Origin of the sequence: Streptomyces odonnellii, assembly GCF_000981895.1 — a bacterium.
GTDB lineage: Bacteria > Actinomycetota > Actinomycetes > Streptomycetales > Streptomycetaceae > Streptomyces > Streptomyces odonnellii.
This window is the reverse complement of the sequence record NZ_LATD01000346.1, coordinates 1-11,945: the sequence shown is the minus strand read 5'-3', so window position 1 is coordinate 11,945 and position 11,945 is coordinate 1. Positions and strand designations below refer to the sequence as shown.

Genomic DNA, 11,945 nt, shown 5'->3' with positions numbered 1-11,945 from the left:
CCCGCGCCCGCGCCCGCCGGAATCCCCGCTGTCCCGGCCCAACTACCCCCCGATCTTGTGGCTTCCGTCGGCCGTGACACCGAACTGGCGCAGGTCGCCCGTCTGCCCCTGGAAGGCGCAGTGGTGGTCAGCGCCGTCGCGGGAATGGCAGGTGTCGGCAAGACCACTTTCGCGGTGCACTGGGCCCGACAGGTCGCCGACCGTTTCCCGGACGGCCAGCTCTACGTGAATCTGCGCGGCTTTGAAGCTGCAGGTCGGCCGGTCTCGCCGGAGCAGGCCCTTCGTACTTTGCTGGAGTCCGTCGGCGCCGACGGACAGTGACTGCCGGACGGCGTCGACGCACTCGCGGCTCTGTATCGCACTCTACTCACCGGCAAGCAAGCGCATGCTTCTGCTCCTGGACAACGCCCGCGACGCCGCGCAGGTGCGTCCCCTGCTGCCTGGGGGACCCGGCTGTCCGGTCATCGTCACCAGCCGCAACCCGCTCGCCGGACTGGTTGCCGTGGACGGCGCTCACCCACTCCACCTCGACGTACTCTCCCCGCCGGAGGCCCGCGCACTGCTCGCCCGGCGCCTTGGGCCCGGACGGGTCGCAGCCGAATCGGAAGCGGCCGAGGAGATCATCGCCCGTTGCGCCCGGCTGCCGCTGGCCCTGGCGGTCACCGCCGCCCGCGCGGCAACCCGGCCTGCTCTCTCCCTGGCAGCGGTCGCGGCCGAACAGCGCGACAGAGCCGCCGGCCCGACGCGCTCCACAACCAGGACACCACGGCCGACGTGCGCGCCGTCTTCTCCTGGTCCTACCACGCTCTCAGCTCTGAAGCCGCCCGCCTGTTCCGGCTGCTCGCCCTTCACCCGGGCCCCGACATCTCCCTGGCTGCCATGGCCAGCCTGGCCGGTCGCGGGGGCGCATGCCTGGTTTGTCGCCGAGCGGGCGGTACTGCTCGGCGACCGTCAAACAAGCAGCGGCGCAGCAGGACGACGTCTACACCTGGCAACTCGCCTGGGTCATGACCAATCATCTGCACATGCGCGGCCTGCGGCGAGAGCTGGAGGCCGTCCATCCCGTCGCCATGGAAGCAGCGGACCGACTGGGTGACCCGATTGCCCAGGGCCACGCCCACCACGGTCTCGCTGCCGCTCTGGCGGGTCTGCATCGCCTGAACGATGCGCGTGCTCACGTCGAACGTGCGATCGGTCTGCTCACGGAGTCGGACGAGATGGCGGTCTGCGCTGATGTGTACCGCGCGGTTGCCTGGGTCGCGCAGCAGCAGGACGCCCTCAAGGCTACGCTCGCCGCCCCAGAGGGCGATATGAAAGTCGATGTCCGATTCGCGACTGGTTTGAGTGAGGCTGGCGGGTCGGGTGTCCGCGTGAGGGGTCAGGGGCGCCACGATCTGGCAGCCGGTAGGCAGATCAGGGATGGGCGGGACGCGCCACGTCGCCGAAAGCGCCGCGGAGCACCCGGATGAAGGCCGCCACCGCGACCGGTACCGTCACGAGGCCGTCCAGCATCAGGACTGCGGTCACAAGCCCCCTGAGGAGGAGGAGCCTGCCGTCTACCGCGTCCTCCTCGGCGCCCGCGGCCGTCCCTATGAGCCAGAGGAAGTTCGCGATCACGGTCCCCGTCAACAGGAGCCAGAAGCATCCGATGGCCACATTCCAGGTCCGGGTGACGGCCACCGGATACTGCTCAAGCCGGGCGCGGAAGTACTGCAGCACGGTCAGCATGACGATGAGGATCAGTGTCAACGGCAGCCGCCATCCGTCGTCCGTCATCGCCCACTCGGTCAGGTCCTTCCAGCCCCCGTGCTCCAGCGAACTACTCGGGTGATCACGAGCGATCGCGATCGCCTTCAGGCTGGACCCAGTCACCAGCAGAACGGTCGCGGGCGCCAGTCCGAACAGGCTCAGCAGCGGGTGGCTCAGCGGTCCGCGCCGCACCCACGGGTTCACCCACACTTGTTGCCGTGGCCCGGGATGAGCCGGCACGGCCCTCGGTCCTGCCGGGCGGGGCTGTGCGGGTGGCTGGTACGCGGGAGGCGCGTACGAGCGCGGTGTGGCGGAGCCCGACAGGTTCGCGCTCCGCCCGGATGGGGGCGGGATGGACGAGGGCTGGGCGGACGACGGCGGAGTCCAGGGCCGGGAACCGGAGTCGGCCTCGGTGATCACTGCTGTACGAGGCGGTGGCCCGCCGCCTGTCCCCGCCCTTGTGGCGTCGTCCTCAGCCTCGACGCTGAGGAGCTGCTCTGCTTTCCGGGAGATCGCCAGGACAAGAGGGCCGGGCAGCCAGGGCTCGTCTGTACGGTGTTCCTCTGCCCGGGCCAGCAGGTCTTCTGGAGAGGGACGGTCCGCCGGCACCTTGGCCAGACAGTCGCCCACCACTGCGGCGTAGTCCTCCGGCATGCCGTTCAGGTTCGGTTCATCGTGGACAGCCCGGTACAGCAGTTCCGGTGGCGAGCCGTTCCCAAACGGGCCGCTCCCCAGGGCCGCAAAGGTCAGCACCGCCCCGAGCGAGAAGATGTCACTCGCGGGGCCCACCTGCTCCCCATGTGCCTGTTCTGGTGACATGTAGCCGGCGGAACCCACCACCGAGCCTGTTGCGGTGAAGGCCGTGTCGTCGGCTGCCCGGGCGATCCCGAAATCGATCAGCAACGGCCCGTCCGAGGACAGCAGAACGTTCGTCGGCTTGAGATCGCGGTGTACCAGAGCGCACCCATGCACCGTGCTCAGGGCCCGAGCCAGCCCGGCAAGCAGCCGCCAGAGGGACGGCTCGGGTAGCGGTCCATGGTCGTGGACGGCTTCGGCGAGGGACGGACCTGGAACATAGGCGGAGGCCAGCCACGGAATCGGGGCATCCGCGGCGGCGGCCAGCACCGGCACCGTTCCTGGCCCGGAGACCTCCCGGGACACACGGACCTCCCGCGCGAACCTTTCCCTGAAGCCCGGCGCACTGGCCATCCCCGCATGCACCATCTTGACTGCCACCGTCTGACCGCCCGGCGACCGGCCGAGGTACACCCGCCCCATGCCGCCCTCACCAAGGCGGTACAGCAGCCGGAACGCACCTACCTGCCGCGGATCCTCAGCCGTCAGCGACTGCACCCAACACCCCCACTGAATAGTGCACTTGGACGGTCAGAGAATCTTGGCAGTTGCGGGCCCATGCGGCCACAGGTACACAGCCGCCTGTGCGAGGCGTCGCGGTACCAGGCGCCGAATTCCCAACGCGCTGCACCTGCCCGCCGCCCGCCGCAAGCTCCGCTTCCAGCTCTCAGAGGGCGGTTCGTGAATGATCGTCCGTTTCAGGGCTGGGTTGGGTGAGGTTGGCTGGTGGCGGGCGCCGCTGCTTGTCTGCGTAGTATCAGGTGACCATGCTGGTCTACTCGTCGGCTAGGAGCTGTCCGGCCGATCATTGACGGTGTGCGGCTGGCCGCTATTTGAGGCGCGTGTGCCGACAGCCTGAAGCCGATTGCTTAGGGTCCGCTGGTGCGTGACCATCCTCGGATGGATACAGACGAGGGCCGAAAGCTGGTGCGGGTTGTGCAGACGTGTTCTGCCTGCCCGTCGCAGTGGGATGCCTGGACGGCAGACGGCCAGTACTTGTATCTCCGATACCGGCATGGCGAGGGCTGCGTCGAGTGGCATCCCGACCCTGAGTTCGATGACAGTCCGGAGTCGTGGAACGAGGGCCGCTCGGGGCTCCTGATCGAATGGGACGACGGCACCAGTAGCGGTGTCATCGGCCTTGAGGACTTCCTCGCGGCAGCGGGCCTGGCGTTGGCGCCGGGCGCCTCGGTGAGTTGACGTCGTGGCACGTGGTCATGTGCGGAGCCAGATGACCAGGGCGGCTGCGGTGACGGTGCCGAGGAAGACGTACCCGCGCTTGTCGTAACGGGTCGCGACGGCACGGGAGTTCTTCAGCTTGTTGATGGTCCTCTCGACGGTGTTGCGCTTCTTGTACCGGTCCTCGTCAAAGCCTGGCGGCCGTCCGCCACGCGATCCTTTGCGCAGGCGGGCGGCCTGACTGTCGGCCTTCTCCGGGATCGTGTGCCGGATGCTGCGGCGCCGCAGATACTGACGGCAGGGACCGTTGCCGTAGGCCTTGTCGGCCGCGACGCTGTCGGGCTTCTTGCGAGGCCTGCCCCACCCGAGCCGGGGGACCCGGATCTTCTCCAACACCGAAACGAACTGAGTACAGTCGGCCCGCCGCCCCGCAGTGACGATCAGGGACAGCGGGCGACAGTGCCCATCCGCGCTCAGGTGGACCTTGCTGGTGAAGCCGCCGCGCGAGCGGCCCAGGCCCTCGCCCCCCGCACCACCTCCACCAGCCGACCGACGAGGCTCTGCCATGGAGTTTCGTCCTGGTGTTCCACCAGCTCGTCCCCCTTTGATCCAGCAAGGGCCAGCGGCGGGTCGGTGCGGGCGCCGGCCGAGTGCTGATGGGCGCGCACGATGGTGGAGCCCACCGAAATGTCCCAGTCGATCTCGTCCGCCGCGCCGACCGCGGCCTGGACTTGCTGCAGCAGCCGTTCCCAGGTGCCGTCCGCCGACCACAGCCGATGGCGCTCGTAGACCGTCTTCCACGGCCCAAACCGCTCCGGCAGATCGCGCCAGTGAACCCCCGACCGAACCCGGTGCAGAATCCCGTCGATCACCTGCCGGTGATCACGCCACCGCCCGCACCGACCGTTGCTCACCGGCAGGAACGGCTGTAGCCGCGCCCACTCCGCGTCCGACAGATCACCACGTTCACCCCGCCCCATACAGCAGGCCAACGATCCGGCCAGGCGACAGTCACATGATCGACCGGACAACCCCTAGGTGACGTTCCGGATCACTGCGCGACGCAGCGGTCGAGGACATCTCGAACCCCTGCCGCCGCGCCGCTGAACCCCGGCGCTCCTGTTACCAGCTGTTCTGCACCTCGACGACGGAGACCCACGTCCTGCCGTGCTCCACGTCGACCCGCAGCCACTTACCGCCCACGGTGTTCCCCGAGTAGTACCTGTCCCCGCCCTCGCCGTGCGGTTTCAGACCGCACGCCTCGAGATCGCTCAGGTACCGTGCCAGGTCTTCGGCCGCTTGGTCCGCGGACCCGTACTCGATGACCCGTTGCCGGGCGGCGGCCCCGCCGACTCCGGCGAACCAGGCGGAGTCCCGCACCTGGTCCTCGGTGTCTATCAGGGACGACGGGACGGTGTAGGGACAGGCCCCCCCGAAGCCAACTTGCGAAAGAGGTTCGGCGAGCAAGCCCTCGTTGTCCTTTTTCCAGCGATACGTGCCGAACATGGGGACGTCCCGGTCGGCCAGCTTCTTGATCTCGCCTCCCACCCGGTACGGATTGCGCTCGGCGGCCGGCCGTACCTCACCACCACCTTCCATCGGCCGCATCTCCCATACCACACCGGCCGTCACCACCGCGGCGGCCACGGCGACCGCGCCAAGGCGCCGGCCGGCCCGGCGCCTCGATCCACGGCTCCGTATCTCCGCGGCGTTCGGCATCCGCACCGTCACACCGTCCAGTACGTCGTCGACCTCAGCCATGACGGACAACCTCCTCGCTCGGATCACCTGCCTCGGCGAGCCGCTCGCCGAGGATCTTCCGGGCCCGGCTGAGCCGGGTCCGCACCGCACCGTTCGAAGCACCCGTCTCCCGTGCCACCTGTTCCACCGGAAGGTCCAGCAGATGGTGCAGAACCACTACCTGCCGCTGCTGCGCGGTGAGTTCGCGCAGCGCGGACAGCAGGGCCACCCGGTCCGCCGACAAGGCAGGCAGATCGGCCGCCGGCCCGTGCAGGCGATGCGCGTGCAGGCGATTACGCGTCCTGCGCCAGGTACTGATCGCCAGGCGCATCGCCACCGTGCGCACCCACGGCAGCGGATCACCCTCGCGGGTCAGCCGTGCCCAGCGTTGCCATGCCCGTATGTACGCCTCCTGGACGGCGTCCTCGGCCTCGGCCAGATCGCCGGTCATGGCATAGACCGTGGCGATCAGACGCCGTGCCGTGGCCGTGTAGAACGCGTCGAACTCGTCCGGCCGGTCAGCCATCGCTCCCCCCTTCTCGGTTCACCCGCCCGATGCTTCTTTTGCCATGAGCACGCCCGGGAGCGGCGGGATGTTACACACTGCCCTGTGCAAGATTTGGCAGCCGGCCCGGCCCTGGCAGAGGATCGCGTTCACGACCTCCCGCATCGCGTAGGCGCGCTCTCGACCTTGAACCGCCGCATACAGCAGTGGCCACCTGGCGCCGACCCACAGGGCTGCCCCACTCCGTGCCCGATTCCTTAGTGGGCGGTTCGTTAAGGTGATGTCCGTTTCCGGCTGAGGTTGGAGCAGGGCGGCTGGTGGAGGTTGTGTCGGCTATGGCTTCCTGGCGAAGTTGCCGGTGTCGGCCTCGGTGAGGAGCCCGAGTTTGACCAGGCGTTTCAGCTCGGCGCGGGTGCCTTCGACATTTTTCGGCAGCAGTTCGTGGGCCGAGGGCTTCGCAGACGTCCTTGGCCCGTAGCGGTCCGGTCGTCTGGTTGAAGGTGGCGAGGATGCGGGGGTAGTCCGGGTGCTCGGGCAGGTCCGGCGCGACGGCCGGGAGCCGGTCGGCGAGGCCGGTGATGATCTAGCGGGTGATCGCGAGGTGCTTCAGGTGGGTCTCGGCCTCCCGCAGCCGGGTCTGCAGGTCGTCGATCTGTGCGCGGAGGTCGTCGGCCATGGCCCGGGCGGCGTCTTCCTGGAGGTCCAGGGCGTCGAGCACGGGCTCGATGTTCACGCTGCCACCGCCTGCGTCTCGCGCCAGGTGGGGGCGTTCGCGCCGGTGAGGCGCCGGGTCATGACGTGGGTCATCGCCCAGTAGACGCGGGAGGCGGAGGAGGAGGGGCGGTGCTCGTAGTCGCGGACCAGGCGCCGGTGCAGTATCAGGATCCCGTAGGTCTGCTCGACCCTCCACCGCTTCGGCTGCGGCACGAACCCCTTGACCTGCGGGTTGTGTTCGACGATCTCGACGTCAATCCCCAGGCCGGCGCCATGCACAACAACCTGGTTCTTGAAGCCCTGATCGGCCAGAGCTTTGCGGACGGTTCCGCCGGCGCGCTCGACGACCTGGTCAAGCAGGATGATGCCTGCGGCGTTGTCGTGGGTGTTCGCAGCGAGGACGACGACCGCGATGACCAGGCCGAGCACGTCCACAGCCAGGCCGCGCTTACGGCCGGGCACCCGCTTGGCCGGATCGTGGCCACTCGTGGAGGCGGGGACCCCGGCGGCCACGTGGACACTCTGGGTGTCCAGCACCACCAGGGTCGGGTCCGGTCCTCTAATCGGCGGGCGCGTTCACGGAGCTGGCAGCGCAGGAGTTCATGGATGACCTGGCCGGTCCCGTCGTCCCGCCAGGCGGCGAAGTAGTAGTACGTCGCACTCTTCTGCGGCAGGTCGTGCGGGAGGTAGGCCCACTGGCAGCCGGTCCGCCCCTGGTAGAGGATCGCGTTCACGATCTCCCGCATGTCGTAGGCGCCCTGATGACCGCTGACCCAGCGGTGCCGGTCCTTCCACGCGGTGATCACCGGCTCGATCAACGACCACTGCTCGTCCGACAAGTCACTCGGGTACGGCTTGCGTTCACTCACCCGGCCACATCACCCGATCACCAACCCCGGACCGGCAGAGTCCGCCTCGCCGCCACACGATCAGGCGACAGCAGATCCACTCAAAGAGTCACGAACCGCCCACTCACACCTCGACTACGAGTCGATCAGGAATTAGGCTCTTCCAATTTTCGTAGCTGGAGATCACGTCAACTCGCCTGTGCTATCGGCTGGTTGGGACCGGGCTGGGTGAACATGTCCCGCGATCCGGAGTGAGTCTGGTCAGTGTGAGCCCGTCGAGGTGTTGTGGCACCATCCCCGTTGTGGATGACCGTACGGATGATGTGGACTGGTCCGGCCTCTTCCATGCCTCGGGCCCCGCCGGCGACACGCCGCGGCATCTGGCAGCTCTCCTCGGCGACGATACGGAGGCTTTCGTCGGCGGGTACTCACACCTGTGGTCGGAGACGCTTCGCCGCGAGGGCAAGGCCTGGCCTGCGACGGCGCCCACCGCGATGCTTGTCGCCGAGCTCCTGGACCGCTGCTAGGGCCGGATGATCCCTCGCTGCCCGACGCCATGCTCGCCTATCTGTACCCGATCGGCGTCGCCGCCGACTTCGGAGACCGGGCTGCGGAGATCCGTGCTCGGGTCAAGGACCGCACACCGGAGCTGCGGGCCTGGACCGCCGAGTACGTGTCGACCGATGCGGATGGCAGGGCCCGGATGTGGCGGGACGGCACGGGTCTGGGTGAACTCGTCCTCGATCAGGCGGCGCTCGCCTGCTTCGACCTGGTTCCCGCGCTCCTGTGGCGGACACTGCCGCACCTCGCGTCGGAACGTGCCAGGCGCAGGACCTGCGCCGCCGCAGCTGTCGGGTCACTGGCACGGTCGCCGCAAGCCTTCGGCAAGTCCTTTGGCGACCTGGCTCCACCCCTGCAGCTCCAGCCCAAGTCGTACCAGGACCTGCTCACAGGGCGACGCGCGAGCTGATGCCCGGTGCCCGGGACGGGGGTTACGGTCACGGCAGGGTGAACAGCCCCTGCTCGGTCTCGGCCAGGATTCCCCGCTCGGCGAGCCGCTTGACCTTCAGGCGGACGATGTTCCCGCTCGACTCCGGCTTCGCGGGCGACCGCGGCAAACCGCGTCGAGGCTTCAAGCAGGCCTTCCTGTACGGGATAGGTGAAATAGGCGCGGCGTACGTCGGCCAAGGCCACGCCAAGGGTCTCGTGATCGTGAAAGTCGGCCTGAACCACGTCCGCGCCCAGCTCCTCCAGCCGGGCCGAGCGCTCGTCGAGACGGTGAACCAGTGCGCGCACAGGGTGGCCGTCTTCGAGAAGCTTGCGGGCAACGCGCAACCCGGTGGAGCCTTGAATACCGCCCGCGGCGCCAGCAATCAAAAAGGGCGCATTGTTCACGTCGTACTTCCTTTTCAGTTCAGTCCGTCGCAGTCGCGACAGTTGATTCAGGCACAGCTGATTCACGCATCGTCGTTGGCATCTTCAGCGCGATGCGCCGCGAGCACCCCACCCGACAAAAGGAGGACTGTATCGAGGCGGGCCGCTTTGCCGCCGACCGCACCGGAGCCGCCGTAACCGGCACACCGACACGATTGACCGCCGTTCAGATTCAGATGGAGCGGGAGTCGGCGCTGATGAGTCTTGTGGACGCGTCCCAGAGCGCGGGGCCGAGTTCGGGGTCATTGGCCGAGCGGCCCGGCTGGTGGATCTCGGGGTTGCCCCGTAGGTGACCCATCCTGTCGGGGCCGACATAGGAGCCGCCCGGGACGTCGGCTGCCGTAGCGGCATAAGGAATGGAACGGGCACCGTGTTCCACGTCGTTGAACGTCCACAACGTCGCGTGGAGGAACACCTTCGTGAACCCCGTGGCGTGGTCACCGAGGCCGGTCCTGGCAATGCCGGGGTGCGCGGTGATGGCACGGATGCCACTCCCCGTACCCTCCAACCGGCGCTGCAACTCGTTGGTGAAATACACCTTGGCGAGCATGGAGTTGCCGTAGTCACGAAGGGCGTTGTACCTGCCCAGCGTGCCGCCGAGGTCGCCGAGGTCGATCTTGCCCGCGTTGTGGGCCTGGGAGGACACCGAGACAACGCGGCTGGTCGGCGCGTCGCGCACATGCGGCAGTAGCAGGGTGGTGAGGGCGAAGGCGCCGAGGTAGTTGGTTCCCATCTGGAGTTCGAACCCGTCGGCTGTGCGGCCCTTGGGAACCATCATGATTCCGGCGTTGTTGATCAGAATGTCCAGGTCGCCGGACCATCCGTCCGCGAAAGAGCGGACCGAGGCCAGGCTCGACACGTCGAGGTGGCGGACTTCGGTGCTGCCGGGAAGTTCAGCCGCGGCTCTCCGGCCTTTGTCGATGTCACGGACGGCTAGTACGACGTGGGCACCGGCGCGCGAGTTCACGCGCCACGACCTTCCCCCGGCCCGAACTACCCCCGGTCACCAGAGCGGTCCGGGCCCGCAGATCGGGAATGTCGTGAGGTGTCCATATGACTCGAGGCATCGAGGGGGCCTTTCTGAGGGGTTAGCCGACTCTTAGGGGTCGTCGACCGAAGCGTTGCGAGTCGGCCAATCGCACTTGCCTGACATCGAAGGCGCCGACCGAAGCGCCCGAACAAAACAATCCATCACCGGCTGGCGCCGGAAAACCATAGCCAGGACGCTATTAGCTGGCAAGGGGTTAGCCGAGCCAGCCATGCTCGTCATATGTCTGATTCGATGCATCTGCCCCTGACGGGCTGGCTCAACCCACGCGCGCAGTGGGACGCGATCGATTGCCCGGTCGACCGTGCGGTCGAACTGGTCGGCAACCGGTCGGCCTTTCTCCTGATGAGGGAGGCCTTCTACGGCACGACCCGGTTCAATGACTTCGCGGTCCGGGTGGGCATCAGCGAATCCGTCGCCTCGACCCGGCTGAACAGCCTTGTGGACGCAGGTCTGCTCGAACGCCGTCCGTACCGTGACCCCGGCGAGCGCACTCGCCACGACTACCACCTCACCGAAATGGGTGCCGACTTCTTCCCCGTACTCGCTGCGCTGATGCAGTGGGGTGAGCGGCGACGTGGCCCCTCACCCATGAGCCTGCCCCATCGCGGCTGTGGTGCCGCGGTACGCACCGAACCGCATTGCAGCGAAGGCCACCACGTGGCGGTGTCCGACATCGACTTGGTCCCGGACGTGCCGATGGACAGCCTCGTGAGACAGGGCGAATCAGCACAGCCCACAACCACGTCACCACATTCCACACCTTGACGGTCATGACGTCGGGGAGGCCGCCCCGTCGAGCAGTTGACTGCCGGACGAGGCGCTCCACCGCGTGAGGAGGATGGGGATCGAAGAGCGGTCCTTGATCACCGGAATATAGGTTTTGGCCATGACTGGTGACTGGCGCATGGACCGCATCGGGACCGCACTGAGGGGCGAGAACCCGACTGTGCTGCGGCGGCTGACGGCAGGGTTCGCGGTGATCGGGGACGTTCAGTTCCTGCCCGGCTACTCGGTTCTGCTCGTGGACGAGCCGGATGTGCGGCGGCTGTCGGACCTGCCGAGAGCGAAGCGGCTGTCGTTCCTGTCCGACATGGACCAGCTCGGCGAAGCGGTCGAACGTGTCTGTCGGCGGCTGGACCCGGCCTTCCGACGGGTCAACCTGGAGATCCTGGGCAACACGGACGCGTTCCTGCATGCGCATGTCTGGCCGCGGTTCGAATGGGAGCCGGCCGATGTGGTGAGCAAGCCTGTGTGGCTCTATCCGCGTGAGCGGTGGAGTGACGAGCAGTCCAGGCTCGGTCCGCAGCATGACGCGCTGCGGGATGCGATCAGCGACGAACTGGACCGGCTGCGCTCGGTGGCCTGACTGCGGAGTCGGGGATTGGCGGTGAAGATGCCCTCGCGGACGGGGCAGGTGTATGCGGCCAGGCTGGCGGGAGCGCGTCGGTGGGCGGCGCTCTTGCAGCGGGGAGAGCAGTAGATCTGTCCCGGGCTCGGCACAAACTCGCCCTTGCAGACGGCGGGTGCCAGGCTGAGCTGCTCGTTGGGGTCAAGAGACACGTGCGTCGACTCCCCCGCACATGGCGTCGACCTGGTTCTGGTGGCCAAATGAGCGCCCGTCCGTGCCGCCGCCTCCCAAAAGCATTCCCGTCTCACTCGAACGGGTGTACGCAGCGTTCGCGTACAAACCCTTACCCCGCAGGCCGTGCCGCGCGGCGCTGTTGGATCGATACTGGATGCCAGCGGCGGACCGCCGCGGAGCGTCTTCACCCGCGCCCCAAGGAGCTGACCATGCGTCAGGAACGTCGGCACCCGGTCGGCGTCAGTACCGCCGAAAGCTGCTTCGGAGCGGGGACCGCCAAGATCACAG

At 67.8% G+C, this 11,945-nt stretch carries 12 protein-coding genes and 4 pseudogenes; 7 read left to right on the top strand and 9 right to left on the bottom strand.

Features of this window, described 5'->3' with window-relative positions; all coding sequences use genetic code 11:
- A pseudogene (locus WH07_RS42010) lies at positions 1 to 321 on the top strand (AfsR family transcriptional regulator); the annotation flags it as partial.
- 64 nt (positions 322 to 385) lie between these two features.
- Positions 386 to 625 (top strand): annotated as a pseudogene (locus tag WH07_RS42005) (hypothetical protein); the annotation flags it as partial.
- Positions 626 to 848: 223 nt separating this feature from the next.
- Here WH07_RS42005 and WH07_RS41430 read toward each other — a convergent pair.
- Complete coding sequence (locus WH07_RS41430; RefSeq protein ID WP_052744588.1) at positions 849 to 1,391, bottom strand: hypothetical protein; 543 nt, start codon at positions 1,389 to 1,391, stop codon at positions 849 to 851.
- A 22-nt stretch (positions 1,392 to 1,413) separates the two neighbouring features.
- The gene (locus tag WH07_RS36415; protein ID WP_157877456.1) at positions 1,414 to 3,102 is read right to left on the bottom strand and encodes a serine/threonine-protein kinase; all 1,689 of its coding nucleotides are present in this window, start codon (positions 3,100 to 3,102) and stop codon (positions 1,414 to 1,416) included.
- 402 nt (positions 3,103 to 3,504) lie between these two features.
- Here WH07_RS36415 and WH07_RS28815 point away from each other — a divergent pair, with 402 nt between their 5' ends.
- Positions 3,505 to 3,804: a hypothetical protein gene (locus WH07_RS28815; RefSeq protein ID WP_046506189.1), complete on the top strand. Its 300-nt coding sequence runs from the start codon at positions 3,505 to 3,507 to the stop codon at positions 3,802 to 3,804.
- 15 nt (positions 3,805 to 3,819) lie between these two features.
- Here WH07_RS28815 and WH07_RS38185 read toward each other — a convergent pair.
- The 5 genes and pseudogenes from WH07_RS38185 to WH07_RS38180 all read right to left on the bottom strand — a co-directional run bounded on the left by WH07_RS38185 (position 3,820) and on the right by WH07_RS38180 (position 7,611).
- A protein-coding gene (locus tag WH07_RS38185; RefSeq protein WP_408645948.1) for an IS5 family transposase occupies positions 3,820 to 4,763 on the bottom strand; the annotation gives its coding sequence in 2 pieces (ribosomal slippage) (positions 3,820 to 4,371 and positions 4,374 to 4,763; 942 coding nt in all).
- Positions 4,764 to 4,905: 142 nt separating this feature from the next.
- The gene (locus tag WH07_RS28800) at positions 4,906 to 5,544 is read right to left on the bottom strand and encodes a hypothetical protein (protein WP_046506180.1); all 639 of its coding nucleotides are present in this window, start codon (positions 5,542 to 5,544) and stop codon (positions 4,906 to 4,908) included.
- Positions 5,537 to 6,049, bottom strand: coding sequence for a SigE family RNA polymerase sigma factor (locus WH07_RS28795; RefSeq protein WP_046506178.1), 513 nt, complete (start codon positions 6,047 to 6,049; stop codon positions 5,537 to 5,539). Before WH07_RS28795 ends, WH07_RS28800 begins: the two co-directional genes overlap by 8 nt.
- Before the next feature lie 562 nt (positions 6,050 to 6,611).
- Positions 6,612 to 6,761 carry a hypothetical protein gene (locus WH07_RS41425; protein WP_232789092.1) on the bottom strand — a complete coding sequence of 50 codons (150 nt, stop codon included), beginning with the start codon at positions 6,759 to 6,761 and terminating at the stop codon, positions 6,612 to 6,614.
- Positions 6,758 to 7,611 (bottom strand): annotated as a pseudogene (locus WH07_RS38180) (IS5 family transposase). The gene WH07_RS41425 and the pseudogene WH07_RS38180 overlap by 4 nt, the downstream one beginning before the upstream one ends.
- Before the next feature lie 281 nt (positions 7,612 to 7,892).
- On the opposite strand from WH07_RS38180, the gene WH07_RS28780 reads away from it, so the two are divergent.
- Together WH07_RS28780 and WH07_RS41420 are read left to right on the top strand one after the other, a co-directional pair.
- Positions 7,893 to 8,117, top strand: coding sequence for a hypothetical protein (locus WH07_RS28780; RefSeq protein ID WP_046506172.1), 225 nt, complete (start codon positions 7,893 to 7,895; stop codon positions 8,115 to 8,117).
- A gap of 29 nt (positions 8,118 to 8,146) precedes the next feature.
- Positions 8,147 to 8,560 (top strand): hypothetical protein, encoded by a 414-nt coding sequence (locus WH07_RS41420; protein WP_046506169.1) that lies wholly within the window; start codon positions 8,147 to 8,149, stop codon positions 8,558 to 8,560.
- A gap of 173 nt (positions 8,561 to 8,733) precedes the next feature.
- Here the strand turns inward: WH07_RS41420 and WH07_RS41415 are convergent.
- Together WH07_RS41415 and WH07_RS28770 are read right to left on the bottom strand one after the other, a co-directional pair.
- A pseudogene (locus WH07_RS41415) lies at positions 8,734 to 8,886 on the bottom strand (NmrA family transcriptional regulator); the annotation flags it as partial.
- A gap of 310 nt (positions 8,887 to 9,196) precedes the next feature.
- The gene (locus tag WH07_RS28770; protein WP_232789091.1) at positions 9,197 to 9,991 is read right to left on the bottom strand and encodes an SDR family NAD(P)-dependent oxidoreductase; all 795 of its coding nucleotides are present in this window, start codon (positions 9,989 to 9,991) and stop codon (positions 9,197 to 9,199) included.
- Positions 9,992 to 10,294: 303 nt separating this feature from the next.
- Between WH07_RS28770 and WH07_RS28765 the strand changes: the two genes are divergently transcribed.
- Positions 10,295 to 10,840, top strand: a complete 546-nt coding sequence (locus WH07_RS28765) for a winged helix-turn-helix transcriptional regulator (RefSeq protein WP_079023634.1) — start codon at positions 10,295 to 10,297, stop codon at positions 10,838 to 10,840.
- Positions 10,841 to 10,961: 121 nt separating this feature from the next.
- Positions 10,962 to 11,441: a diadenosine tetraphosphate hydrolase gene (locus tag WH07_RS28760; RefSeq protein WP_046506164.1), complete on the top strand. Its 480-nt coding sequence runs from the start codon at positions 10,962 to 10,964 to the stop codon at positions 11,439 to 11,441.
- The last annotated feature ends 504 nt before the right edge of the window (positions 11,442 to 11,945 follow it).